The 25339-nt window shown below is 60.4% G+C and carries 20 protein-coding genes; 14 read left to right on the top strand and 6 right to left on the bottom strand.

Annotation, left to right across the window (positions count from 1 at the left end):
• Positions 1-54: 54 nt before the first annotated feature.
• The gene (locus KIT79_04450) at positions 55-1446 is read left to right on the top strand and encodes a glutamate--tRNA ligase (protein ID MCW5828550.1); all 1392 of its coding nucleotides are present in this window, start codon (positions 55-57) and stop codon (positions 1444-1446) included.
• Positions 1447-1495: 49 nt separating this feature from the next.
• Positions 1496-3211, top strand: coding sequence for a signal peptide peptidase SppA (gene sppA / locus KIT79_04445; protein ID MCW5828549.1), 1716 nt, complete (start codon positions 1496-1498; stop codon positions 3209-3211).
• On the opposite strand, the gene fni is transcribed toward sppA, so the two are convergent.
• Complete coding sequence (gene fni / locus KIT79_04440; GenBank protein ID MCW5828548.1) at positions 3183-4253, bottom strand: type 2 isopentenyl-diphosphate Delta-isomerase; 1071 nt, start codon at positions 4251-4253, stop codon at positions 3183-3185. The genes sppA and fni overlap by 29 nt on opposite strands.
• Before the next feature lie 122 nt (positions 4254-4375).
• Here fni and KIT79_04435 point away from each other — a divergent pair, with 122 nt between their 5' ends.
• Positions 4376-5125: a DUF1275 domain-containing protein gene (locus KIT79_04435; GenBank protein MCW5828547.1), complete on the top strand. Its 750-nt coding sequence runs from the start codon at positions 4376-4378 to the stop codon at positions 5123-5125.
• Positions 5126-5132: 7 nt separating this feature from the next.
• On the opposite strand, the gene KIT79_04430 is transcribed toward KIT79_04435, so the two are convergent.
• The 4 genes from KIT79_04430 to KIT79_04415 all read right to left on the bottom strand — a co-directional run bounded on the left by KIT79_04430 (position 5133) and on the right by KIT79_04415 (position 9501).
• Complete coding sequence (locus tag KIT79_04430) at positions 5133-6155, bottom strand: ferritin-like domain-containing protein (protein MCW5828546.1); 1023 nt, start codon at positions 6153-6155, stop codon at positions 5133-5135.
• Positions 6156-6315: 160 nt separating this feature from the next.
• On the bottom strand, positions 6316-6732 hold the full coding sequence (locus KIT79_04425) for a rhodanese-like domain-containing protein (protein MCW5828545.1): 417 nt from the start codon (positions 6730-6732) through the stop codon (positions 6316-6318).
• 38 nt (positions 6733-6770) lie between these two features.
• Complete coding sequence (locus KIT79_04420) at positions 6771-7841, bottom strand: hypothetical protein (GenBank protein ID MCW5828544.1); 1071 nt, start codon at positions 7839-7841, stop codon at positions 6771-6773.
• Between the two features lie 178 nt (positions 7842-8019).
• Positions 8020-9501 (bottom strand): leucyl aminopeptidase family protein, encoded by a 1482-nt coding sequence (locus KIT79_04415; GenBank protein MCW5828543.1) that lies wholly within the window; start codon positions 9499-9501, stop codon positions 8020-8022.
• A gap of 187 nt (positions 9502-9688) precedes the next feature.
• Between KIT79_04415 and KIT79_04410 the strand changes: the two genes are divergently transcribed.
• The 4 genes from KIT79_04410 to queE are packed head-to-tail and all read left to right on the top strand — an operon-like array spanning position 9689 to position 13714.
• Positions 9689-11308, top strand: a complete 1620-nt coding sequence (locus KIT79_04410) for an acyl-CoA carboxylase subunit beta (protein MCW5828542.1) — start codon at positions 9689-9691, stop codon at positions 11306-11308.
• A 44-nt stretch (positions 11309-11352) separates the two neighbouring features.
• Positions 11353-12594, top strand: a complete 1242-nt coding sequence (locus KIT79_04405; GenBank protein MCW5828541.1) for a hypothetical protein — start codon at positions 11353-11355, stop codon at positions 12592-12594.
• Positions 12591-13070, top strand: coding sequence for a DUF1285 domain-containing protein (locus KIT79_04400; GenBank protein MCW5828540.1), 480 nt, complete (start codon positions 12591-12593; stop codon positions 13068-13070). The genes KIT79_04405 and KIT79_04400 overlap by 4 nt, the downstream gene beginning before the upstream one ends.
• Positions 13070-13714: a 7-carboxy-7-deazaguanine synthase QueE gene (gene queE, locus KIT79_04395; protein ID MCW5828539.1), complete on the top strand. Its 645-nt coding sequence runs from the start codon at positions 13070-13072 to the stop codon at positions 13712-13714. The genes KIT79_04400 and queE overlap by 1 nt, the downstream gene beginning before the upstream one ends.
• Before the next feature lie 4 nt (positions 13715-13718).
• Here the strand turns inward: queE and KIT79_04390 are convergent, their stop codons facing one another.
• Positions 13719-17462 (bottom strand): tandem-95 repeat protein, encoded by a 3744-nt coding sequence (locus tag KIT79_04390; GenBank protein MCW5828538.1) that lies wholly within the window; start codon positions 17460-17462, stop codon positions 13719-13721.
• A 369-nt stretch (positions 17463-17831) separates the two neighbouring features.
• Between KIT79_04390 and KIT79_04385 the strand changes: the two genes are divergently transcribed.
• The 7 genes from KIT79_04385 (at position 17832) to KIT79_04355 (ending at position 25292) form a co-directional block, all read left to right on the top strand.
• Positions 17832-18479: a PilZ domain-containing protein gene (locus KIT79_04385; GenBank protein MCW5828537.1), complete on the top strand. Its 648-nt coding sequence runs from the start codon at positions 17832-17834 to the stop codon at positions 18477-18479.
• Between the two features lie 137 nt (positions 18480-18616).
• A complete protein-coding gene (locus tag KIT79_04380; GenBank protein MCW5828536.1) occupies positions 18617-20107 on the top strand; it encodes a hypothetical protein in 1491 nt (496 codons plus the stop codon).
• A 96-nt stretch (positions 20108-20203) separates the two neighbouring features.
• The gene (locus KIT79_04375; GenBank protein ID MCW5828535.1) at positions 20204-20548 is read left to right on the top strand and encodes a PilZ domain-containing protein; all 345 of its coding nucleotides are present in this window, start codon (positions 20204-20206) and stop codon (positions 20546-20548) included.
• 202 nt (positions 20549-20750) lie between these two features.
• Complete coding sequence (locus KIT79_04370; GenBank protein ID MCW5828534.1) at positions 20751-21089, top strand: PilZ domain-containing protein; 339 nt, start codon at positions 20751-20753, stop codon at positions 21087-21089.
• A gap of 42 nt (positions 21090-21131) precedes the next feature.
• Positions 21132-22595, top strand: a complete 1464-nt coding sequence (gene rimO / locus KIT79_04365; protein MCW5828533.1) for a 30S ribosomal protein S12 methylthiotransferase RimO — start codon at positions 21132-21134, stop codon at positions 22593-22595.
• A gap of 295 nt (positions 22596-22890) precedes the next feature.
• Positions 22891-24027 carry an acyl-CoA dehydrogenase family protein gene (locus KIT79_04360; protein MCW5828532.1) on the top strand — a complete coding sequence of 379 codons (1137 nt, stop codon included), beginning with the start codon at positions 22891-22893 and terminating at the stop codon, positions 24025-24027.
• 44 nt (positions 24028-24071) lie between these two features.
• Positions 24072-25292 (top strand): acyl-CoA dehydrogenase family protein, encoded by a 1221-nt coding sequence (locus KIT79_04355; GenBank protein MCW5828531.1) that lies wholly within the window; start codon positions 24072-24074, stop codon positions 25290-25292.
• The last annotated feature ends 47 nt before the right edge of the window (positions 25293-25339 follow it).

The following is a 25339-nucleotide window of genomic DNA, read 5'->3' as shown; positions in this document are numbered from 1 at the left end:
AGAGGAATCTATACGCTTGCCCGCACCCCTCCAAACGGTTACGGGAAGGGCCCTATGACGAATGTCCGTACCCGCTTTGCCCCCTCTCCCACAGGCACTCTCCATATCGGTGGAGCCCGTACGGCGCTGTTCAACTGGCTCATCGCCCGTCACTACGGCGGCAAGTTCATTCTCCGGATCGAGGATACGGACCTGGAGCGGTCCAAAAGGGAGTTCGAGGACGATATCCGCCACTCGCTCGAATGGCTGGGACTGCACTGGGACGAGGAGTACCGGCAGTCGGAGAGGTTCGATCTGTACCGTGAAAAGGCCCGCTCACTGATAGAGAAAGGTGCCGCCTACCGTTGCATCTGCACACCGGAAGAGATCGGCGAAAAACGGGAGCTGGCGATTCGCCTGAAACGGCCCTGGCGTTATGACGGCACCTGCCGGGAAAAGAACATTCCGGCCAGCACGGACAAGCCGTTCGTTGTGCGGCTCAAGAGTCCGCTGGAGGGTGAGTTCACGCTGGACGACCTGGTACGCGGCAGCGTCACCGTAAGTGCGAAGGAACTGGACGACCTTGTTCTCATGCGCGGCGACAGCGTGGCGACATTCCAGCTTGCCAATGTGATTGACGACGTGGAGATGAAAATCACCCATATCCTTCGTGGCGAGGATCACCTCACCAATACGTTCCGGCAGGTCCATATTTACCAGGCACTTGGCGCAGAGCCACCCCGTTTCGGTCATGTGCCGCTCATTCACGGCAAGGAGGGAAAGCTCAGCAAGCGTGACGGTGCGGTTTCGACGCTCGAATACCGGGATCAGGGGATCCTGCCCGAAGCACTCCTCAACTTCCTTGTCCGGATTGGCTGGGCCAAGGGCGATCTGGAAATCCTTTCCCGTGACGAGATGATCGGGCATTTTGATTTTGGCGGCATTGGCCGGTCGGCGGGTATTTTCAACCCGGAGAAACTCCAGTGGCTGAACGGCCACTATCTGCGTTCGCTGCCTGAGGAACGGATTATCGAGCTTTTCTCGCCTGCGGTCGAACGGCGGGGATTCCGGCCACCGGAGCGCAAGGTGGTTGTCCACCTGGTTCGCGCTTCCCGGGAACGGGTGAAGTCGCTGGCCGAGATGGTTGATATCAACGTCTGGGCATTCGAGCGTCCGGCTACATTTACTGACAAGGCCCAGAAGCTGCTCACGGCAGAAACAAAGGCGTTGCTCGAAAAGCTGCTGGAATTTCTTGCTGCACAGCCGTCATTTGCCGCCGCAGATCTGGAAGCGGCAGCGAAGACCTGGGTCGAAACCAGCGGCCTGAAGCTTAAGGATGTGGCGATGGCGCTCCGCGTGTCGCTTACCGGATCGAACGTTTCCCCGCCTATTTTTGACGTTCTGGATGTCCTTGGCCGGGACGAATCTTTGGCGCGTATCCGCAATACCATCAGTCGCATAAATTAAAGCATTTCTCCGGATTGCCGTCGCCTGTTGCAGGCGGCATGATCCGGTCATGGTGCGCAGGCTTATTCTCTCCTTGGCAGGTCTCTGGCGTTCGCTTGTTTACAGGCTGATCGGACGCCGGTTGCGATTCCCCTGGCTGGAAATCGAGATAAGGGGTTCCTTGCCGGAATCGGGCGATGGTTTCGATCTTCTCGGCTACCTCATGGGGCGCAGGCAGACCGAGGTATCCCTGCTGGATCTGCTGACCGTTCTTCGCGCCGCCGCCCGGGATGAGAACCTGCGGGCCGTGCTGATCAGCATTGGTACTCTCGAATGCGGATTTGCACGGATCGAAGAGATTGCAGTCGCTATTTCCGAAGTCCGGGAGGCGGGCAAGCGGATCGTCGTTGTCGCCGAACATCTGGGGCTGAAGGAATACAGGCTCGCCTGCGAAGCTGACCGGATTGTGCTGGCTCCACAGGGCGGGCTTTCGATAGCCGGGACGGGAGCGGATGTAACTTTCTTTAGAGGGCTGCTCGACAAGTTCGGCATAGAGCCCCAGCTCCTGCACCGGGGCGATTACAAGAGCGCATCCGAACTGCTGACGGAAAAATCCATCAGCGCTCCACACCGGAAAATGCTGGATGAGCTGCTTGGTGACCTGTTCAGGCAGTTGGCAACGGCGGTCGCGCTCCGGCGCGGACTGAGTACCGAAGTGGCGTTACGTATTCTCGGTGACGGTCCCTATACCGCCAGCCGGGCCCTGGAAATGCGGCTGGTGGATGCCCTGGGGCATGCGCCGGACGAACGCGAACGGATCCGGCTGGAACTGGCCACCACAGACACCATCACGACAGGGCAAGGGAACGAAATCAAAGGCGCGGGCTATGGCCAGTATCTCAGGCTTGCTGCGCTTCGGGCCCGTCAGGAGATCAGGAGTTCCGATGGCGTGGCACTTCTTCATATTGAAGGGACGATTACCTCCGGAGAAGGGATCCGCGATGCCCGCGAGGCGCGTTCCACCGGTTCAAAATCGGTAGTTCGCGCGGTCGAGGCCATCAGGAAAAACAGGCGGATCAAGGCGCTGGTACTCCGGGTGAACAGCCCCGGCGGCAGTGGCCTTGCATCGGACGTGATGCTGGCGGCGCTTTCCCGGCTGGAAATTCCGGTAGTCATAAGCATGGGCGATGTGGCGGCTTCAGGTGGTTACTATGTCGCGGCGAACAGAAAATTCCGCATCTACGCTGGCGCCGGGACCATTACCGGCTCTATCGGTGTCATAGCGGGAAAGATCGCACTGGCTGGCTTGTACGAAAAACTGGGTCTGGGCCACGCCCATGTGGGACACGGGACTAGCTCGAACTACTTCTCCGCCCATACGCCCTGGACACCGGAGCAGCTGGCCCGAACCGAGCGCGACATCGACGAATTTTACCGCGATTTTGTGGGCAAGGTGGCTGAAGCCCGTGGCAGGACTTTTGAAGAGATTCACGAGGTTGCACAGGGGCGCGTCTGGACTGGAGCACAGGCCAGGGAGCGAGGGCTTGTGGACGAGGTTGGAGGGCTGAGAGCCGCGCTAAACACCGCCCGCACACTGGCGGGACTCCCCGAGGGCGCAATCCGGATTTTCAGCCGGTTCCAGCGGCGTCCGCGCCTTCCCCTCCGGCTTGCCGTGGAGTTCCCGGACGAACCCGTGGCCGGGCTGCTGCCGGAACTGAAAATCTGGAACTCGCTGGCACACGACCGGCTGCTCGCGCTCATGCCATGGCGCTTGAGGATTTACTGAGCAGGGCACCACGCGCCTCATTCGCGCTGGCGAAACCGGCACAAAACAGGGCGACTCGAAGCTCACGTATGATCTGTCCGATCTGGTGGCTGACGGTCTTGGACGATTTCCGGGCGGCGTTCAGTAGTCCGCCGCCGGTACTGGCGAGCGTCGCGCCGAGGCCGATGGCCGTAGCCGCTTCGCGGCCGTTTCTAAGGCCCCCGCTCGCGATCAGCGGAATCCGGCGATTCACGTTCCGGACGTTGATAAGACTGGAAGCAACATCGTGTCCCCAGTCGCCGAACAGCCTGGCGATATTGCGGTTTTCGGGGTTTGCCGCACCCTCGACCAGTGCCCAGTTCGTTCCGCCAAGGCCGCCGGTGTCGAGACCCGCAATACCTGCGCTGATCAGCCGTCGCGCCGACCGCTCGGAGATTCCCGATGACACCTCGCGGGCAAACACCGGTACGGAAAGGGAACGGCAGACCTTCTCTATCTTTTCCAGAAGTCCCGCAAAGTTCGTGTCGCCGCCTTCCTGTAGTGCCTCCTGGAGGGGGTTGAGGTGCAGGAAAAGCGCATCCGCCTCGATCATTTCGACCGCCCTGCGGCACTCATCGGCGCCGAAACCGTAATTGAGCTGTACTGCCCCGAGGTTGGCGAACAGGAAGATGGATGGAGCAGCCTTGCGGACCTGGTAGGTGTAGGCGAGTTCCGGGTTGACAATCCCCGACCTCTGGGAACCGACGCCCATGGCGATTCCCGTCTCTTCGGCGGCTTCGGCAAGGTTCAGGTTGATCCGGTGGGCCAGCGGAGTGCCGCCTGTCATGGGAGAAATCATCAGTGGTGCCTGGAGCGTCTTCCGGAACAGGCGGGTCGAGGTATCCACATTGGTCAGATCCACTTCCGGGACTGCTTCGTGGGAAAACCGGTAACGTTCCAGTCCATTGGGGACAGGACTTTGCACTGAATCGTCCCCGGCGCAGATCTCGATATGCAGTTCCTTGCGGGAACGGATCTGGCGTCCGGCGGCAGCAGGCCTGGAGTGTTTCCGTCTGACGGGCATAACCGCCGCCGAGCGTGACTGCGGGTTGCGGGGCGGGTCAACAGTGCCTTGCGGACTCCCTGTTCTTGACTGTCCGGTGCGTTTCCGGCCCATAGTGACCGGGGCTTTAGCCGCGGCGAAATATGTACCGGCACACGATCAAAGATGAAATACCGCTCTGGACTGCCTTTAACTGGAGCCTGCTGGCGTTCCTTTCGGGGAGTGTGAATGCAGGCGGCTTTCTGGCCTGTCACCGGTTCGTCACACATATTACCGGCTTTGCCACCCACTTCGGTATCGATCTGGTCGAGAAAAAATACGTCGAGGCGTTCGGCATCCTGACCGTGCCGGTGTTTTTTGTGGCCGGCGCGATGGGGTCGGCCCTGCTTGTGGAACGGCGCAGCCAGCAGGGCCAGGAGCCCAGGTACGATGCCGTAATGGGACTTGTCACCCTGTGCATGGTGATGGTGGCAGTGGGTGGCTACTTCGACTGGTTTGGTGCATTTGGCGAGGTTGCCCAGGTCCGGACCGATTTCCTGTTTCTGGTTGTCCTGTGCGGAGCGAGCGGGCTCCAGAACGCTGCCATTACGTCGGCATCACGCGGAACCATGCGGAGCACCCATCTTACCGGCATCGCCACGGATCTGGGGATCGGACTGGTGAAGTATTACTACACTCCCCAGGTGGACGCAGCGAGCCGCGAACGCCGCCTGCGTGTCCAGCTCGTCCGGATCGCCTCGACGGTCGCTTTCGTTCTGGGTTCGGTGGCGGGAGCGCTGCTGTTTATCTGGTATCAGTATCTGGGATTTCTTCTGCCCGCAGCTATTGCCGCGCATGTCACCCGCGTCGCATGGCGCGAGCGCACGCGGCACGGCGACAGCGGGGTATACTGAAAGCTTCTCAGGCCTGCGCCAGCTTGCGGGCTGACCAGGCCATGCCGCCGGGATTCCTGTCGCGGGGTGCGAAGAACCGGATATAGAAATCCCCGAAGACCGACGACCACTTTTCAGCCTGACTGCCGAGAAGCTGCCGCCAGCGGCGCGGGTCGTCCGATTGCGGAAAGAACGTGTCGATCAGATAGTCGTTCCAGGAGTTCGGGAACATCACGAAACCCCGGCGGAGTTTCCAGCGGCCCATGCCCTTGGCGATATCGAGCTGGTCGCGCATTCCCTTTTTCACCGCCTTGTTGATATCGATCCCGATCACCCGTGCGTCTTCCTTCATCATCTGGATGGCGAAGAAGATGCCGGCGAGCCAACGGAACTGGCTGAAAGCGAAACCTGCGGCATCGCGGGCGGTGAGGTTTTCGAGGTACTGGGGAAGGTAGTTCTTTCCGAGACCCACGTGCCGCGCCTCATCCAGTTTCACGTAGTCGAGCACTTCGGTCAGTACCGGATCGCATTTTGTCCTGGCAACCTCGTTGAACAGGTTGAAGGCGATATTCTCGACGAACACCTGCATTCCGGCGAGCTTGATGTGGATTTCCTTCGAGTGGCGGACGTCTTCCAGTATGGCACGGGCGAAGGGGTTGATGTCTGGAAGCTCCACTCCGAGATAGTTCAGGTACCGTCCCATCACCGATACATGGCGGGCTTCGTCGATCGTCTGTCCAGCGGCAGCGAATTTGGCCGCAAGGTCTGGGGCGATATCGACCACCTGGCTTGCCACCAGCATGGCAACCACCTCGCCGTAGTAGATGATGGAAAAAATGCGGGCGAGGGCGAGCCGTTTTTCCTCGGGAAGCTGGCAGGGACCATGCTTTGCCACCAGATCGTCAAATACCTGCTTGTCATCCCAGCACTTCCGCAGCGTGCTCTCGTACAAACGCTCCAGTTCGGGATATTTTTTCAGGTTGCCCAGATTGGCGAATATGTAGGGATTGAAGTCAGTGGGATGAGGTTTGACATTGAACTCCTGCTGCATGGAAACCGGGGCTCCTTCTGACAATGACGCCAGCGTCAATCTGATGACAAAATGGTGAACGCCTTATCGTGTTGCGTCAAGAAAATTTAATAGAATACCCGTGCCGGGAACTTTCAAAACTGCTTGAAACTACAGTGAGTTAGTTGGAACAGCCGCACCGTTATGGCTTCAGTAGCCGCTCGGGCAGAGCACCGGTGGAGACCGGCAGGCCGGCCTCCTGCCAGCCTTTTTCTATCACCCGCCCCATTCCGTCGCGGGCACCGCCGAAGCCGCCGCGCACGTTGACAAGTGTCTCGTAACCCTCGCCTTCCAGAATCTGGCAGGCACGCATGCTACGTCCACCGGCCATGCAGCCGACGACAAGTTTGGTATTCCTGGGGAACTTCGCCGCGACTGCCCTGACGAAATCGGGGTTGGGCTGCATACCCATCCGTCCCGGCTCCATCACCGGTGCGTTCCAGGCCCCTTCGGGGTGGCCCGCCGTGAATTCGTCCATCGTACGGACATCCAGATAAACATAACCCTCGTCACTCATCAGGCGGCGAGCCTCGGCGGGCGGGACTTCACGGATCGGCATAACAGGTACCTCTTGTCCCTGGGATCGCGTAGGCGGAACTAAACTTCCCTGAAGAAGTATGGCGTCAGGCAGTCGAGTTTTTTCTCGTAGGTCTTGGGGTCGATGAACCACATGGCTGCCGATATCGACGACAGGAGCGAGTTGCCGTCCTGGGGGGTAAAGCAGAAGCCGACCACTTCGGTCTCGTCCTTGATGGCGAGAGTGGGGGCGGAGATGACCGTCTGCGACAGGATACGGCCGAAAATGCCGTGGTCACGGCCGAAACTGAAAACGGTATTGGTTGAGCGCTTGTCCGTCAGGGCGATGAGCGGGTGACTCTTCAGCCGGTCAACCACGCCTGCCTTGGAAACCTTCTCCTTCGTCCGGATGGAGAAATGGAGCGTGTGCATGTACTGGCTGTTAAGCTTCAGCGCGCTTGAATAGAGCTTGGGCTTCAGGTTCAGCGTTTCAAACAGATGGAAAGCATCGTGGGCATGGTGTGTCCCGAAGGCCTCGTCCTTGTGCTTGTCCGGCATGGGAGAGGGCACGAAGTCATCGTCCTGCGAGATGTCGGAAGCCCGCCGGATGCAGAGAAACCGGCCTTCGAGAAGATTGCCCGGATCGGCCCCGCCCTTCATGCCAAGGGTTTTCACCAGCACGGAAATATTGTGCGTATTGCAGGAAACCACCTGGACAAACTTGTCCTCCCCCGGACGAAGCGCCTCGTCATTGATCCCCCTGGCATACATGCGCCCGAACCCGAATTCCGAGCCCTGCGCGATGAAGCCCTTGATGTTGCCATTCAGTTTTGAATAGACCTTTTCCTTCATCTCGTTGCCGATGGGCGTGCAGTCGATCACCACGGTGGCCCGTTCGAGCGCCTCAATAGCTTCAAGGTCCGGCTTCATGCCGAGCTTTTCGAAATCAGCCTTGCGATCCTTGTCCACGGCAAGCCTCGCTCCCTTGGAGATCAGCTGCGTCACCTTCGACCGGTCGGTGGTAAGCGGGGTGCGCTTGTGGAAGGTCACATCGTCGATTCCCAGCTCCTTGCGGAAACGGGAGAGAATTCCAATAAGGGGCTCGCCAATGGTTCCGGTGCCGACAACGTGGATGACGGTAGGCTTCGACATGTGATCGGTATGCTCCTTAGGAAAATGAAACGTCCGGCCGGGATACCGGAACATCCGTTCCCGAGCGGCAGATTTCGTTAACCGCTTTTCAGCGGCTTGTCGAGATATAGCCCGAACGAAACGCGGCAAGGCTGATCGGGGTCAGAAATCCCTTCAACCTGTCGTTATTACGGTGTTTTTACAGGAACCGGCCTCTCCGCCAGTTCGCGGGTTCCACCAGCCGGCACAGTGTCCGTACACCGAACCCGGTCCCCATGCCGGGATAGCCCGGCTGGTCGTCGTCGTACCAGGAGGGCCCGGCAATATCGAGATGGGCCCAGGGGAGTCCGCCAGTGAACTCCCTGAGAAAGAGCGCCGCCATGATGGCATCACCATAGCGTGTAGAGGCGACATTCTTGAGATCGGCTATCGGAGACAGGATGTGCCGGCGGTATCCGGCGGGAAGCGGCATTTGCCAGAACCGCTCGAACGCCCGGCTGCCGGCATCGAGAATGTCACCTGCAAGCCGGTCGGAAGTGGAAAAGAGCCCCGCGTAGTCTTCGCCAAGTCCCACGACGCAGGAACCGGTAAGCGTGGCGAGATCCACGATGGCATCGGGTTTCAGGGTGGTGGCATAGTGAATGGCATCCGCCAGTACGAGACGTCCTTCGGCATCGGTATCACCCACCTCCACATGGCGTCCGCTCATCGATTTATAGACATCCCCCGGTTTGTACGAGTTGCCGCCAAAGCTGTTCTCGGCCGCCGGAATGAGTCCGCTTATCCGCATGGGTGGTGCTAGATCTGGCAGGGCGTGGAAAAGCCCCAGAACGGCCGCAGCCCCGCCCATGTCGCCTTTCATCGTCGGGAGGCCCGGGTAGCGTTTCAGGTCGATGCCACCCGTATCGAACGTGATTCCCTTGCCGACGACCGCCAGATGACCGCTGGCGGCCTTGCCAGGTGAATATTCGAGATGAATGAACTTTGGCCTATTCGCCGATGAGCGGCCCACGGCGGCCAGCAGGCCCATGCCCCGCTTCACGATTTCACGGTGATCCCAGATGGTCGCGCTGATGTGGGGATTTCTGGCCAGCCCACGGGCTTCTTCTGCGAGCCGTTCGGGCGTCACACTGGCGCCATCGCTATTCACCAGTTCAAAGGCCCGGGCGTGGGCTGTTGCCATGGCGGCAAACTTCTTCAGGTCGGCGGCGGGAAGCGGTTCGTCCCCGCTCACAATGATGGCCTCGCGGAGCTTCTGGCGGCGGGGTTTCTGCTTGCGCGAGAAATAAAGAGATCCCATTGCCGCGCCGGTAATCGCCGCTTCGCGGCTTCCGGAAAGATTCCCGGCAAGCAGTGCCACCGAGGGGCAGTCGCCCAGGGCCGCCTTTCGTACGCCGGCAGCATAGGAATCTGTCAGGTCGGCGTTTCCCGCTTCTGCCCGTGAGGCGATTCCGGTAAAAACAACAAGGGGTGGAAGCAGCCTGCTTTCGCAGCTCACGGCCGCAACGGATCCGATCTCACCGTCGATACCGGATGCCGCCCGGAGCCGGTCGATAAGTTCCATTACCGCTTTGGGGACACGACTGTACAGATGGCTGCTGCCGGTCCGGTAGACCGGCACGACCAGCGCCCCGGCTGCCGCGATATCGTTCATGCTCTTCTGGAGGATCCGCACAGGCATCGAAACTCCTCAAATTATACCCGCCGGGCGGGTGCACTCTCATAACACGGGGCAGGGCCGGAGACACGCAGCCTGCCGTCCACCCTGTTGCCGATGACGCGGCGCAGTGCTACTGAATGAATGCTCATTCATTGGCTGTGGCGGTTCCCGCCACGCCGGAAAAGGGAGAACTGCCATCATGCCGACCATGCGGGACCGGGTTCAGAAGCTCGACAGCTTGCGGACGAAAATCAAGGAGATGGGCGGAGCCGACAAGATCGCCCAGCAGCACCAGCGGGGCAAGCTATCCGCCCGTGAGCGGCTCGATCTTCTGTTTGACAAGGCCGAGTGGACGGAATTCGGCATCAGCGGTACTCCGATGCCGGGTGGATCTGGCGACAAGCGTGTCAATGCCGACGCAGTGGTGACGGCATGGGGCAAGGTAGATGGCCGCCCGGTGGCGGCTATCAGCTACGACTTCACGGTAAAGGGTGGTTCGATCGGCCTCACGGGAGAGCGTAAATGCACGCGCATGCGGGAGTTCGCCCTGCGTGAACGGATCCCGATCGTGTGGCTGATTGATTCGGCCGGCGGCCGTATTGATATCTCCCAGGCCACGGGCGGCGGCAGCGGTGGTGCGAAGGGTGGCGGTCTCATGGGAGGGGCCATCCCCGATTCGGCTGGCGACTTCCTGTCACTCTTTGCCGATTCGGGCTATCTCTTCCGCGAACAGATTGTAATGAGCGGCGTTGTGCCACAGGTGGCCGCCATGGTTGGCCCCGGCGCGGCCGGTACGGCCTACATACCTGGTCTCGCCGACTTCGTCCCGATGGTGAAAAACATCGGCTCGATGGCCCTGGCGGGTCCGCCGCTCGTGAAGGCCGCCATGGGGGAGGACGTCGACGAGCAGTCGCTTGGTGGTTCAAAAATTCACTGCGAAGTGTCGGGTGTGGGAGATCTTGAAACGGCCGATGACAAGGAATGCATCGCCATTACGCGGAAATACCTCTCCTTCATGCCGCTTTCATGCAAGGAAAAACCGCCTGTCATCGCCTGCATCGACTCCATTGACCGGCGGGAAGAGAGCCTGATTGATCTGGTTCCGGATGAATCGCGAAAGCCCTTCGACATGTATGCGGTGGTCCGGGCAATTGTGGACAACGGAGATATTCTCGACATCAAGCCGAAGTTTGCGCGGAATATCATCACCTGCCTGTCACGCCTGAACGGCTATCCCGTGGGGGTCGTGGCGAACAATTCAAAGTTCATGGGCGGAATCATTGATAACAACGCCTCCGACAAGGCGGCGCATTTCATCCAGATATGCGATGCGTTCAATATTCCGCTGCTTTTCTTCCATGACGTGCCGGGCTTCATGGTCGGCACCAAGGCCGAGCATGCGGGAATCATCCGCCACGGCGCCAAGTTCATTCATGCGATGGCCTCGGCGACGGTTCCCAAGCTCTCGGTCATCTGCCGGAAGAGTTATGGGGCGGGTTACTACGCCATGTGTGGGCGGGCCTATGAGCCCGATATCCTGCTTGCCTGGCCGGGTGCGGAAATCTCGATCATGGGTGCCGAAGGAATGGTTGGTATTTTCGGCCGCCGGTTCATGAAGCAGGGGCAGGAACTTGCCCCACAGGTGGCGAAGATGATCGCGGACATGATCCGCCCGGCCATCGACATTCACAAGGTGGCCGACTGGGGGTTCATCGACGACCTGATTGATCCCCGTGATACCCGCCCCATGCTGTGCCGGGCCATCGAGGTTGTCTGGCGCAAGGAGATTGAAAGACCGTACCGCAAGCATGGTATCATGCCTGTGTGACTCCCGGCCGTAACAAGCGTCCCGCCCGGAAATCCAGGGCGCCCGTGCGGCGGACACCGTACCGTCACCGGGCAGTCGGCCGTTCCGGCGATCCAGCCGTCCGGCTGCTGGAGCGGGTGCGGACACTCATGTCGGGTGCCGAGCTGCTGGAAAGGCGGATCGGGAAAATACCGGACGAGCTGGCTGAACTGATGCAGATTGCCCGGAATCTGCATGATGAGCTTCACCGGGGGAATCCCGGACCGGCCCGCCTGAAGGAGATTCGCTCTACGCTGGACTATCTTTCCGGCTGGCTGGAGGAGATCGACAGCACGGACGGAGAGCCCGAGCGCGAGAGCTTGGGACACCCAGCCCGTGGTGTCGCGGCCCGCCGGGAAGCCGCCGATCTGGCTGACAGGGCACGGAAGGCCGTGGCCAGTGGCGATTTAGAGGAAGCCATCCGGCTGGCTGACCGTGCTCTCGAAGCCGACCGCAATTTTACCGAAGCGCGGCTGGTTCCGGCCGAGATCGATATTCTGCTGGGGTCCGATACGGACGCCGTTCGCAAGCTGTTCCATGTGACCGAGGTTGCCCGTGAGCAGCTCCAGGCCCGTCAGGCGGCAAATCCCTTTTTGGCCGACAAGCCCTTTCCGCTGGCGTTCGACTTTCTGGCCGATTCCGACGCCCGTGCCTACGCACGGGCGCTGGAACTGCTCGCGGGCGCGCTCTTCCGGCTCGGCCGGTACGACGAGGCACACCGGTTTACCGAGGAAATCACCCAGCTCGATCCGAAAGGCGCGCTGTTCGCTGTCGAGCTTCGGGCAGCGGCGGCGCACATGGCCGGGTACCTGGATGAAGCGGACAGGTTCTACGATGCGCTCGGTAACAGTCTGCTTGGCAGCATCGGACGAATTCTGCTCCTCCGGGGAAGGGGAGACATGACGGGTGCATCGGTGGGGCTTCAGCAGCTCCTGCTGGAGTACCCCACGCTGGGGGAGATGCTCATAGATGGCGGCGAAGGAGAGCACTGGGCCCGGTCGCTGGGCCCGGAGCGGCACCGGGAAGTGCAGGAGCTTGCCCACTGGAGGCCTCTCTGGCGCGGCGAACTCGACTGGATCCGGTCAGTCATCGGGTCTCCCAACGCGGTTTCGGACCTGATGCGCCTTCGTGAACTGGCCGCCGAGTACGGCAAGGCCCGTACGGACACGATCCGTGACAATATCCGCCGCGAGTTCGAGCGGCTCCGGAACCCGATCCGGCTCCGCACACGGGAAGTCGCTGGCGCACGGATAGGCAGCAAGCCATGAAGTCCCGTGATCTGTCGAAACGCGTGTACACATACCGGCTGGATGGGAACGGGCGGTGGCACTACGGCAAAAACCCGGTGACCGATCCTGATCTGGCACGGGACTTTTTCGCCGGCCTGCAGCAGGAACCGGATGGATCATGGTCCTTCCTGTGCGAGGGAGAGCGGTGCAGGGCCGTGGTGGAAGACGTGCCGCAGTTCGTGGAACGGCTGGAGGCGGTGACCAGTCCGGATGGCGGTGCGCTGGAGGCTGTGGGCCTCGTGCTGGGCTCGGGAACTTCCGAAATGCTGGACCCCGGCACCCTGAGGTCCGGCACCGGCGGCGCGCTCTATTGCACGCTGAAGTCGGGCCAGTCTGCGAGGTTTCACCGGCTGCCGCAACTTGAACTGGCCCGCTGGGTCAGTGAAGAAGCGGACGGGGCTGCGGTCCTGAGGATTGCCGGACGCAGCTTTCCGGTAACGGACGAAAAGCAGTAATGGCCGACCTCACCGTCACCGAAATCTTCCACTCCATCCAGGGCGAATCGTCCCAGGCTGGCCGTCCCTGCGTGTTCATCCGGCTTACCGGCTGTCCACTGCGGTGCCGGTGGTGCGACACGGCGTATGCCTTTGCCGGCGGCGAAGGCATGGATTACAGCCAGGTGCTCGAAAAAGTCGCCGCCTACGGAACGAAGCTGGTCGAGGTGACCGGTGGCGAACCGCTCGCCCAGGGAGGCTGTGTCCCTTTGCTGAAGGCCCTGCTTTCGGAAGGCTATGAGGTGATGCTGGAAACCGGCGGGGCCCACAGCCTGAAGGACGTTCCGCCCGAGGTGAGGAAGATCGTCGATCTCAAGTGCCCCGGTTCGGGTGAATCGGACCGGAATTTGTACGGGAATCTGGACCTGTTGCATTCCCACGATGAGGTTAAGTTCGTGATCGCCGGTCGCACCGATTATGAATGGGCCCGCCAGCAGGTCCGGGAGCACGGAATCGGGCACATATGCGGTATCCTGTATTCACCGGTGCATGGTGAACTGGAGCCGGCGGAACTGGCCGCGTGGCTGCTGGAGGACCGGCTTCCCGGCCGCCTCCAGATCCAGCTTCACAAGCTGCTGTGGCCGGGCCGCGACCGGGGCGTCTAGCTGCTTACGGCAGGCTGATTGCTGCGGTGACCGGACCGTTCACCCCTTGGCAGGTGAGCGTATAGGCGCCGTTTCCGCCCGGAACGAGGGAGCTGTTCAGGGCGACATTCAGCGGTCCGGTCAGCACGCCGCCGGAAAGAATGCAGGAGCTGGCCGCGTTGGTCGTCCAGCTCAAGGTCGTGCCACCCGATTTCTCGAACGTCTTGATCCAGACGTGGTAGGGCACATGGTGGCGGCCTGGATCGGCCGGGGAAGCATCCAGCGTGCTTGGCGTGTCGCGGTTCGTTGTCTGCTGGGTCCAGTCGAGGCCGCCCATGACGGCAAATGCCGCATCGGCCAGTGCATCGCTACCGGTATCCACGCACGATCCGGACGGATCGAGGAATACCTGGCCACTGGCCGCATGGAGGAAGGGATCGGTGAATATCTGGGTGTTGCCGCCGCCCAGATTCTGGTCGGCGCAATTTGCAACAAATGCCGGTGCATCCACCCAATCGACAGCCCCACTGCCACCAGTGTTTCCGTAAAAGGCCGAATTGGTGATGGTTGCCGTGCTGCCGACCGAATTGAATATGCCGCCACCATTGCCCGCATTGGCGTCGTTGCCGCTGAAAGTGGCATTAACCACTTCCAGAGTGGCTCCACCGCCGCCGCTGTTGTGGCTGAAGATGGCACCGCCGGAGCCGAAGGCGCTGACGCCCGCACTGTTTCCGCGGAATGTTGAGTTGATGACCAGAAGGTCCGAATCATGGTTGTAAATGGCACCGCCGTTGTGTGTGACTCCGTTGCCGGAAAACAGGGAGTTGAAAACCGTGGCAGTTGATCCGGCATTCATGAAGATTGCCGCGCCCTGGAACTGGCTGGTATTTCCGCTGACAACTACATTGTCCATTTCCAGGGTTGAGCCATAGCCGGCGATGGCTCCCGCCAAAAAGTTTGCGTGGTTGTCCAAAATGACGGAATCCAGCACCCACAGTTCTGACCCCTCGGCATAAATCGCCGCTCCGCTGGCATCTGCAGCCCCGAGGGCCTGGTTTTTCCTGATAATCACGTTGCTGATCACGAGATTGGTGACATATTCGGCCCCGATTCCCGCACCGCTTGTGTTATTCATCCCGGTATCCAGGACTCCGTTGCCGCCAGTGATGATGAAGCCATCGATATCGGCATCGCTCGCGGCGTGGATAACCCGCCTGGAGTCGGTCGGCGTGAACAGGCCGTCCCCGTTGGTGTCGCCCGATAGCACGCTGTGGACGAATGGTGTCGAGGGGCGCTGGGAGACGGTGCCCTCAGTGCCGGCAAATCCGCCATACAGGCTCACGCCATCGGCCATGGTGATGAAAGTGCCGGTGCCACTGGAACGGTAGGTTCCCTGCCGCACCCAGACCTGCCCGCCGGAGACCGGGGCCAGATCGTTGATCGCCTGCTGGATATTCGCCGTGCCGTTGGCCCATGAGCTTCCGTTGCCGGAACCCGCCGGTGGCGTCCGGACGAACCGGGTATTGTATCCGATGGTCAGCATCGCCGTGGCGGAAGCTTCGCCGTCGGAGACGCGGATGCCGATAGTGCAGAGCGAGCCCAGCACCGCGCAGGTGCCGCCCACGGTCCCGTCAGCCGCCACCGTTCCGAAGGCGCAGGTGCCGCCGCTGCGGTCGAAGGTCAGCGTCGCCGGATTGGTGTCGATGTCATCGCCCGTGGCCTGAAAGACCGGAGTGTCCCCGGCCGCGCAGGTGATCGACGCCGGTACATTGGTCAGGAACGGCGCGTCGTTCACCAGATCGACAGTGATGACAACGGTTGCCGTGGATGAAGCGCCCGGCTCGGTGTCGGTGACCTCGAAATCGAAAGCGTCGCCGCCACTATAGTCGGCGACCGGCGTATACCGGACAGTGGCCGGCATGGGGATGGGGAACGAGAGCGCGGCGCCGTTGATATCGGTCACGGTTCCGTTCGCCGGGCCGTTCAGGATATTGGTCAGGAACACCTGATCGCCGTGGATGATGTCGCTATCGGTGGCGGTAAGCTGGATGAACGTGAAGGAATCCTCGTTCACCGTGGCTACGCCGGCCTGGGCCACCGGAGGTACGGGCACCCGGTTTACCGTGAAGTTCACGACCGCGGTGTGGGTAAGGCCGGTGCTGTCCTGGACGCGGAAGACGGCAAGATCGCTGGAGAAGAACCCGCCATTCGGCCGGTACCGGACGGGAAGGCCATTGTTCGCACCCTGCGTGATCGTTGCCGACGGAAGGGTCAGTGCCGCGTCGAACTGGTCGGTAATGACGCCGCTGGACGGCGGAACGAGGATGGACTGGATGAAGAGGGTATCGCCCGTGTCGGGGTCGGTTCCGTCCAGTGTGAAATCGACGAACGTATCCTGGTCGAGCGTGTGTGCGCTGCCGATGGCACGGGGCGGGTCGTTGACCGGCGTGACGCTGATCGTGACCGTCGCCGAGCCGGTGTTGCCGGCAATATCCCTCACGGTGAACTCAAAGCTGTCGTTCACGTCCGAATCCGGGTCCGGCACGTAACGCACGGTAATGGGGGCGGCGAGCGGCAGCGCGACCGGGTTTCCAGAAAGGGTCGTCAGGATTCCCGTTGCAGGTCCATTCTGTATGCTCAGGACGGATACGGCATCGCCAGTGTCGGGATCCGTTCCGGTCAGCACGATGTTGATGGTGGAGTCTTCGAACAGCGTGACTGCCTGGGGGGTGGCAACGGGCGAATCGCCGGAGGGAATGACCGTAATCGTCACGTTTCCGGTGGATGTGAGATTGTGGGTGTCCGTCACGCTGAACGTGAACGTCTCCACTCCATCGAAATCCGGGTCAGGCGTGTACCGGATCATGGCGGGGATGGCGACGGGGAAGACGAGCAGATTGTCATCTGTATCGGTCACGGTGCCATTCGAAAGCCCGTTGATCGCCGTGAGCGACACCATATCACCCGTGTCGGCATCAGAGGCATCAAGAAGGATATCAACGAAATCATCCTCGTCCACCGTATCCGTGATGCCAAACGGGACCGGCGCGTCGGCAACCGGATGGATCACCACTTCATGAATGACGGTGGTCGTAGCGGTCTCTCCAGTAGCGGTTTCGGTGGCGGTGGCCTCGACGGTGATCTCAAACCCCTCGTCACGGTTCAGCTGGGGGATGATCTTGAGATTCACAAGCTGGTTCTGGGTCAGTGAGTAGACGCCGTTCCCGAAATAGGAACCATTGCTGAGGAAGGTTCCGTCCGGGATGCCGGAAATCACCACAGGGGAGAGCGTTTCCGATCCGTCGGTATCCGCCAGGAGCGCCGTGATGTCCAGCGGGATCAGGGTGTCCTCGTCGCCCTCGGCTGAAACGCTGATCAGCGGCTCATTGACGACCGGCTGAACAGTAATGGAGCCGATACCCGTCACCTCGGAGCGTTCGTCCCCGGTCGTGATCTGGTAGAAAAACTCGTCAGTCCCGCTGAAGTAGGGGTCGGGCGTATAGGTGACCGTCAGGGGTTCTCCACCGTACATGGCGCTGAGGGTTCCATGCGCTGGCGGAGTCAGTATTTTCACCGTCAGGTCCGCATCCCCGTTATCGAGGCTGGTTCCCCTGATCTGGAAACCGACAGGGGTATCTTCCGCCGTCACCAGTTCGCCAAGCGGACTGGTTTCAAGCTGCTGGGAGAGGTTGTCCGCTCCACAGGCAGCGAGACTGAGCAGCCCCAGGGCTGCAAGCGGCAGAATACGGATCCGGTTCCATGAAAACATGACTCTCCATCCCCCTCGATGGCCAGCGGACTACCACAACAGTGGAAAACAGTTGCTACAGGCCAGTCCGGTCGAACGAATTCCCCCCGGGACCTGCCTGAAGAGGCCGTAAACTAGTGCATTAGCAACAGGGTTACAAAAGGAAGAAGGCGGTCCGGTAAGGGGGTGTCTGCAACCCCGTGCACCCATAAATATCATTGTAATTTCAATTGGTTATGCACGGACTCTCGTTGCTGTTACGGTAGCTGAAACAAATGCAAAAAAATTAGATACCGTGTGTGCGCCATTCCGCGTTTGCTCTCCGAAGTTCACTCCGGGCCGCAGAACCTGTATTCTTGGCCAGTCTGCGGGGGTCTTGGGGAGAGGTTCATGGATAGGTTCACGCCGTCGTCGGATTCGGAGCGCCGGGTCGTCCAGAGAGTGCCCGCGGCCCTGAAGGTCGAGTACAAGTTCGACTCCAATGTCGCGCAGAGCGTGACGGCCGATATCTCCGAAAGCGGGATATTTCTGGTGACGGCCAAGCCGGCGCTGGCTGGGACCAAGGTGTACCTGCGGCTGGAAGTGAAGCCGGGTACGGCGCCAATCAAGATCATTGGCATTGTGCGCCGCAAGGTGGACGAAGACCAGGCGAGGCCACCCGGAATGGGCATACAGTTCGAGGTAGTCTACGCGCATGACATCAACCAGCTCCGCGGCTTTGTGAATGAAACCCTCGGCTTGAAGGTGCCGGACGCCGAAATGGCTCCCGTCAGTGGAGGCAAGGCCTACAAGCATGTGATGCCCGGTGCTGCCAAAGCGGCGGGAAAGCCGCCGCCTGCCATGTCGAAAGGAGCGAAACCGGCTCAACCCCGGAAGAAGGTCCGCGATGAAGACCGGGAGGCGCTTCGGAAGCTCAACTTCTCGTACGACACGTGGATGCTGCAGCGGGTACTGAAGTATGCGCTCTATGTGGCCATTCCTGTAGGAATTTTTCTCGGTGTGCGGGCGGTAATCAGCATTTTGAACAGCCTGTTCTGACTTTGATGTATTCCTCTGGCCAATCGCGAGGCAGTTCGGATACCCTCGGATAGATTCGCAGTTTTGATTGACCGGCCGGTGCCCTCTTGCGGGACCGTGCCGGTATTGGCGTGATTGGGCTTGGTGCCAGGCAGGGGATGGCGGAATCTATACTCAGTACAGAGACCGAGCGGGTATTCGAGAAATATCTCGAATCCCTGTGGCCCGAACGTGGGCGGATGCTTTGTTACATTGGCCTCGCCGCCACTTTCGGATTGACGGTGGCCGAATACCTCCTGTCTGGCCAAAGCATGTTCTATACGGACCCGTACACCATTGAGGAAGTTTTAGGCCGCCGGACAGTCTGGGGGATTATTCCTCTCACCACCCTGGTGCTTGTGCCGGTCCTCCGGAACTGGCGGATGTTTTCATGGTACATGATCGTTGTGGCGACGGCATACGTTGCTGGCAATGACCATGCGTTTTACGGCACCGGAGCGCAGCTAAGCTATCTGCACGGTGTCGTGATGGCTGCATACATCGTCGTGATACCGGTGGTCCTCCCCGTGAATTATGTCCAGTGGGGTGCATTCTATCTGCTTGTAATGGGCGGACATCTGCTGGTGTTTGCCATCCGGATGCCCGAGGCGGCCATGAACCAGACTGTCCAGCTGGGGCTGCTCTATTCGGTGACCCTGCCGTTTCTGGGGCTTCCCACCGCCGTTCTCAACTGGACACTCCGGAAGGAGTTTGCCTTGCGGGGACAGATGGACGCGACGTTCATTGACCTGGAAGATTCACGCGAGCGTCTTGCCCGCGCCTCGAACGCCCTGGTTTCATCGGTTGAGCAGATTGCCGCCTCCACCGGCCGGCTGGCCGAGGTGGCGGACCATGCCCGCGAAGAGTCCGAATCGATCGCCTCCACCACCGAGGAGGTCGCCGCCAGCGCCCGGTCACTGGCCGAGCGTGCGCGCACGGGTAATGAGCAGATTTCAGCCGCTGATGGACAGGCACGGCAGATCGACAGCCTGATTGCCGAGATCGAAAGCGGAGTCCTGCAGATTACATGGGCTGTGGATGAATCCCAGAAGGCCATCGGTGAGCTGGCACGGCAGGTACAGTCGGTCGCCCGGTTTGCCGATACCATCCAGGAGATAGCGGCCCAGACGAACATGCTTGCACTGAATGCTTCCATTGAGGCGGCCCGGGCCGGCGAGCACGGCCGGGGGTTTGGCGTCGTGGCCGAGGAAGTGCGCAAGCTTGCTGAGGCGGCTGCCGCCACGAGCGGTGAAATCGGACGTGCGGTAGTCGAAATCGAATCGAAGACCGGTGCTTCGGCCGACGCGGTCGGCCAGATCCGGCTCAAGGCTGATGAATTCCAGGCGGGGTTTGCGGGTACCCGTTCGGGCCTTGATGCTATCCGGGACAGCGTAGCTGCCGTGCGGCAGTCAATGGAATCGAGTCTTAATGACGCGGGCGAGCAGGCTTCGGCCATCGGACACATTTCCGGCAGTGCTCTTCAGGTGACAAAGCTAGTCCGCGAATTTGCACAGATGAGCGAGGAGGTCGCCACGACTGCTGCCGAGATGGGCCGCCTGTCGGGCGATCTTCGGGGGCTGCTTCCGAAATCGGAGCGCCCAGAAGGGTGATATCCGGGAGCTTTCGGTTGCGTTAATTCTTGCAACGGCGCATGATAGAAACGTTGCGGGCGGGATTCCGGAGGGGAACCCGCTGGCCCCGTTTGCATGGCGCTGAATACCCGAATCTATCCCCGGCATCAGGTCCGGATCGAGGTCCGTTACCGAATTACGGGCGGCGCATCGTCTGCCGCCACCTTTGATATCTCGCGAGGGGGTCTCTTTCTGGAAACCTCCCAGAAGTTCACTACCGGACAGGCACTTACGCTGGAAATCTCCCTGCCGGGAAAGGGACTGGTCCTGGATATCCCCGCCCGGGTGATTCACAGCCATACCGGCACCCGAAAGGGGGCCGGGATCGAGTTTGGCCCGCTCCCGGCCCGGGACCGGCGGCTTCTGGACGACTATATTGCCCAGCTTGCCGAAGCAGTCGAAGGGACAAAAACTTACTAATTCCAAAAGGTTAAGTTGTCACCACGGTTCACCACACCTCAACACGCATCATCGCCATAACTGGCTGAAATTCCTCGTTGCGCCTCTTCCGGGCAGGCGTAAAATGGTAGGCGGGGTAACCGTACTGAAAGGCGGCAGGAACTAGTCAGGGTCTGGTACCTGGAGCGGCCAGCAGTACAGTAATGGTCAGGAGGATAAGGTCATGAAAACAGATAATCACCGGCGCCATGAACGGCACCCGGTATCCATACCGCTGGTGTTCCGTGACGCGGTCGAACTGCGGCAGGAATACACTGAAAATATTTCCCGAAGCGGCATGTTCGTCAAAACCGGCCGCCTGCTGGAACACGGCGACATGGTGACGCTTACCATCGAGATTCCCGATACTCATGAGAAGCTCGAAGTCGACGGCTATGTCGAGTTCCACCGGCAGCCCGACGCCAAGCACGCTGAAGGCGTGGGCATCCAGTTTATTGCCATCTCTCCCGATGGCTGGAAAGCGCTTGAAAGATATCTGGACCGGCTGGACCAGCGGCACTAGCCACGGCGTTTCCCGTTTGCCTTCCCTCCGTCTATCCCCATAATGCGGGCCGGTGGCAGGCCTGGCCGGGTTTGCCCGGTGAGGTATGCCGTCTTGTCCCTTTCTGCCCGAAGCTCTCCTGCCCTGGGGCCGAAGAAAATATTCCTCCAGAGTCTTGGGTGCCCGAAGAATCTCGTGGATTCGGAGGTCATGCTGGGGCTGCTGCGCCGCCGCGGTTTCGAAGTGGCCCGGTCCGAAGATGAAGCGCAGATTGTTGTTGTGAACACCTGCAGTTTCATCGCCTCGGCCAAGCAGGAGTCGATCGATACCATCGTCGAGTTGGGGCGTCTCAAGAAAGAGGGTGCCTGCGAAAAGCTCCTTGTTACCGGCTGTCTGCCCCAGAATTTCCGTGGCGAAGACATGTCTGCCGCGCTTCCTGAAGTGGACCGCTTTCTCGGTACGGGCGAGTTCGCCCGCATTGCCGATGCCATCGATGATCTTTATGGCGGTCAGCTCGAACTGCCGGCCATCGGAGATCCGGAGGCGACATTTGAGAGCTACTCGACGCGTGAAATTTCCGGCCGCCCGTGGACGGCTTTCCTCAAGATCGCCGAGGGGTGTAACCGCACCTGCAGTTTCTGCATCATTCCGCAGCTTCGCGGCGCGCAGCGCTCAAGGCCTGTTGCGGATATCATGGCCGAGGCGGTGCGGCTCGCGGAGAATGGCTGTGTCGAGATCAATCTCATTGCCCAGGATCTGACGTCATATGGGGAGGATCTCCCCGGCCGGCCCACGCTGGCCCGGTTGCTGCGCGAACTGGTCCAGGTGGACGGAATCCGGTGGATACGGCTCCTTTACAACTATCCGGACAAGTTCACTCCGGAGCTGGTATCGCTGCTCGCATCGGAGAAAAAGCTTGTCAGCTATCTGGATATGCCGCTCCAGCATGCCGATGACACGATCCTGAAAAACATGCGCCGCAACACACGCGAGCGTACTGTCCGTGATCTCATGACGCGCCTGCGGGGCGAGATTCCGGACCTCGTGCTCCGGACGGTATTTATTGTGGGCTTTCCGGGCGAGACGGACGAACAGTTCGACAAGCTCATCGATTTCGTCGAGGAGTATGGTTTCGACCGCATGGGCGCGTTCACCTATTCAAGGGAGGAAAACACTCCTGCCGGCCAGATGGAAAACCAGGTGCCCGAGAACGTGAAGAAGCGTCGGCTGGCGCGGCTCATGCGCGTGCAGCAGGGGATCGCCCGTGCCCGGTCGAAGGCGCTTGTGGGACGAACTCTCGACGTCATTGTCGAGGGGTCGCATCCCGAGAGCGAGCATCTGATGACCGGCCGCACTTCGGGTATGGCTCCCGATATCGACGGCCAGGTTCACATTGCCGGTATCCAGTCAAAGGATTATGGCGACCACATCCAGGAACTCGATCCCGCAAGATTTACCGGGCGTATCGTCCCGGTTCGCATCACTGCCGCTGATGTCTATGACCTTGTGGGTGAGATTCTCGTGTAAATTTTCTCTCCTTGTGCTCCCACGTTCCTGCTGCAAGTCCTCTTTAAATTGCGGTGAGCCTGCGTTTAAATGGCGAATAGGCTGGGGGCCGTATTCATCGAACATGGGTTCGGTCAGGTTCGGCGGCGCCCCCTGCTTTCATTGAACGGCGGTTTGACCAGTTGCGCCAAGGTGCGGTAACGGGGGAAGGCCTCGCAGCAGGGTGGCCTGCGTGGGGTGAAACCGCAAGTTACAGGGTCCGAGCCGGACGGTCGTGAACAGAGACGCGGACGGGCACCAGGGAGGTTCCTAAATCATGGCGATCAGCTTTGAACTGACCGACGAACAGAAGCAGATGCAGGAGACGGCACGCAAGTTTGCTGTGGACCGTATCCGGGGCAAGGGCGACAAGGAGTACGTTTACCGCGAATGCGAAATGCACAAGGCCATTCCGGACAAGATCCGGAAGGACTATGTCGAGAACGGTTTCCCGCTCGTCGATTTTCCCGAAGATCTCGGTGGTCTTGCACAGGGAACGGTCACTCGCGCAATCGTTGAGGAAGAGATCGCCTGGGGCGATGCCGGTATGGCACTGGGTCTCGACGGCCCCGGCCTTGGTGCACAGGTAATTCTGGAACTGGGCTCGGCGGCCCAGAAGAAAACGTATCTTGGCAATGCGGGCGATCCGTCCTGCCGGATTGCGCTGGCCATCTCGGAAAAGGCCCTTGATGACGACACGTTTGGCAACATGGCAACGACCGTCAAGGGCGATGTCATCAGTGGCGAGAAGCGCTGGGTATACGGCGCCAGGGACGCGAAACTGTTTGTTGTGATTGCCAAGACCGGATCGGCCCCCGACGCGAGCGACCTGAGGGCTTTCGTTGTGGAAGCGGGCGCAGCAGGCCTGGCGGTCGGCGCACCGGTTGAGAAGTGCGGTCTCCGCACCATCGAGTGCTGCAACGTGAAGCTCGAGAACGTAAAGGGCGTGGCTCTGGAAGGAACCGATATCCAGAAGGCACTGACCCGGCTCCGGATTCTCATTGCCGCACGGCTCGTTGGCGTCTCGACCGCTTCGGCTGACTATGCCGCCAAATACGCCCAGGAGCGGCCGGCCTTCGGCAAGATGATCGGGCAGTTCCAGTCGGTTGCTTTCATGGTTGCCGATGCCTTTACCGAGACGAACTCGGCCCGCTGGCTGGTCTGGAAGGCCGCAGCCCTGTTCGACAAGGGACTGGATGCACGGCTTGCGGCTTTGCAGGCACTGGCTCACGCGGCCGACGTGTCGGTGCGGGTGGCCAACGACTGCGTGCAGGTGCTCGGCGGCGCTGGTTTCATTGAGGACTATCCGGCAGAAAAATGGCTGCGCGATTCGCGCCAGCTTGGCGTCCTGCTCGGGTCCATTGGCCTCAATGATGCAGCCGCGGCCGATATCATCGTGCCGGTGAAAAACTGACCGCCCTTTCGGGGCCCACACGGAATTTTTCAGGAGTATTTTAAATGGGTATCGATTTTGAACTGGACAAGGCTCAGGCGCAGCTCCGCGACATGGTACGCATGTTTGCCAAATCGCAGATTCGTGCACAGGCGCTGAAGGCCGACCGCAATCATGATCATGACCGCAAGTTCCTCAAGATGATAAACTCGATGGGTCTTGGCGGCGGCGCCGTTCCCAAGGAACTGGGCGGTGAAGGGGATGGTATTGGCGCCACGGCGAAGAAGGGCGAACGGCAGGCCAATCGCATGGCCGTCGTTGGCGCCGAGGAACTCGCCTGGGGCGATCCGAGCCTCATGCTGGTCATGCCGGGGCCGGGCCTCGGCGGCCCGCCGCTCCGTTCATCGGGGACGCCGGAACAGCAGGCCAAATACTTTGGTATCTTCAAGGACAAGAACGATATTCACTGGGGTGCCTATGGTCTTACCGAACCGGGGGCCGGATCCGACGTTGCCGGCATCTCGACGACCTGCCGCAAGGATGGCGACTACTATGTCCTTAACGGGACAAAGTGCTTCATCACCTGTGGCGGCCGCGCCGACTGGGTGATCGTGTTCGCCACGATTGACAAGTCGCAGGGACGCGCAGGTCACCGGGCATTTATTGTCGAGAAGGGTACGCCGGGATTCTCGGTGCTCAAGATCGAAAAGAAGCTGGGCCTGCGTGCCTCGGAAACAGCAATGCTCGGATTCGAGGAGTGCCGGATTCACAAGGACAACCTTCTTGGCGGAGAGGACCGCTACGAAAAACTCGCCAAGGGCGGTTTCCAGACGGCAATGAAAACCTTCGATACTACCCGCCCGCTCGTGGCGGCGATGGCCAATGGCATCGCCCAGTCGGCACTGGACACCACCCGTGATTTCCTGGTGAAGAACTATGAACTCGGCCGTCCGGTTCCACGCTATGCCGCGATCAAGGAGAAGCTTGCCCGCATGGACCGGCTGGTTCAGGCGAGCCGTTACCTCACCTATCACGCGGTGTGGATGGCCGATCTCGACCTGGCGAATACCAAGGAGGCTTCGGCCTGCAAGGCATATTCGGCAAAAGTGGGCAAGGAAGTCACTCGTGACTGCCTGGACCTGATCCGCGGGCACGGTTGCGAGGAAGAACTTCTCGTGGAAAAGGCCTTCCGTGACATCCAGGTCTATGACATCTTCGAGGGGACCGGACAGGTCCAGAAGCTGATTATTAGCCGCAGGCTGATGCCCGATATCCGAATTGACTGACCCGCATGGGGGTTTAGGCACGGAGCCCTCGCCTTCAGCGGCGGGGG

It is taken from the genome of Deltaproteobacteria bacterium (assembly GCA_026129095.1).
Classification (GTDB): Bacteria; JAGRBM01; JAGRBM01; order JAGRBM01; family JAHCIT01; genus JAHCIT01.
The sequence above is the reverse complement of the archived record's forward strand: the minus strand, read 5'-3'. Positions and strand labels throughout refer to the sequence as shown.

Bases quoted from the DNA above. Each gene is read 5' to 3' on its own strand.
- KIT79_04400 (MCW5828540.1), top strand. From the start codon at position 12,591: ATGAAGTCCCGTGATCTGTCGAAACGCGTGTACACATACCGGCTGGAT.
- KIT79_04380 (MCW5828536.1), top strand. From the start codon at position 18,617: ATGGCGGAATCTATACTCAGTACAGAGACCGAGCGGGTATTCGAGAAA.
- KIT79_04390 (MCW5828538.1), bottom strand. From the start codon at position 17,462: ATGTTTTCATGGAACCGGATCCGTATTCTGCCGCTTGCAGCCCTGGGG.
- KIT79_04360 (MCW5828532.1), top strand. From the start codon at position 22,891: ATGGCGATCAGCTTTGAACTGACCGACGAACAGAAGCAGATGCAGGAG.
- KIT79_04415 (MCW5828543.1), bottom strand. From the start codon at position 9,501: ATGCCTGTGCGGATCCTCCAGAAGAGCATGAACGATATCGCGGCAGCC.
- KIT79_04435 (MCW5828547.1), top strand. From the start codon at position 4,376: ATGTACCGGCACACGATCAAAGATGAAATACCGCTCTGGACTGCCTTT.
- queE (MCW5828539.1), top strand. From the start codon at position 13,070: ATGGCCGACCTCACCGTCACCGAAATCTTCCACTCCATCCAGGGCGAA.
- KIT79_04420 (MCW5828544.1), bottom strand. From the start codon at position 7,841: ATGTCGAAGCCTACCGTCATCCACGTTGTCGGCACCGGAACCATTGGC.
- KIT79_04430 (MCW5828546.1), bottom strand. From the start codon at position 6,155: ATGCAGCAGGAGTTCAATGTCAAACCTCATCCCACTGACTTCAATCCC.
- KIT79_04375 (MCW5828535.1), top strand. From the start codon at position 20,204: ATGGCGCTGAATACCCGAATCTATCCCCGGCATCAGGTCCGGATCGAG.
- fni (MCW5828548.1), bottom strand. From the start codon at position 4,253: ATGCCCGTCAGACGGAAACACTCCAGGCCTGCTGCCGCCGGACGCCAG.
- KIT79_04410 (MCW5828542.1), top strand. From the start codon at position 9,689: ATGCGGGACCGGGTTCAGAAGCTCGACAGCTTGCGGACGAAAATCAAG.
- KIT79_04450 (MCW5828550.1), top strand. From the start codon at position 55: ATGACGAATGTCCGTACCCGCTTTGCCCCCTCTCCCACAGGCACTCTC.
- sppA (MCW5828549.1), top strand. From the start codon at position 1,496: ATGGTGCGCAGGCTTATTCTCTCCTTGGCAGGTCTCTGGCGTTCGCTT.
- KIT79_04385 (MCW5828537.1), top strand. From the start codon at position 17,832: ATGGATAGGTTCACGCCGTCGTCGGATTCGGAGCGCCGGGTCGTCCAG.
- KIT79_04355 (MCW5828531.1), top strand. From the start codon at position 24,072: ATGGGTATCGATTTTGAACTGGACAAGGCTCAGGCGCAGCTCCGCGAC.
- KIT79_04370 (MCW5828534.1), top strand. From the start codon at position 20,751: ATGAAAACAGATAATCACCGGCGCCATGAACGGCACCCGGTATCCATA.
- rimO (MCW5828533.1), top strand. From the start codon at position 21,132: ATGCGGGCCGGTGGCAGGCCTGGCCGGGTTTGCCCGGTGAGGTATGCC.
- KIT79_04425 (MCW5828545.1), bottom strand. From the start codon at position 6,732: ATGCCGATCCGTGAAGTCCCGCCCGCCGAGGCTCGCCGCCTGATGAGT.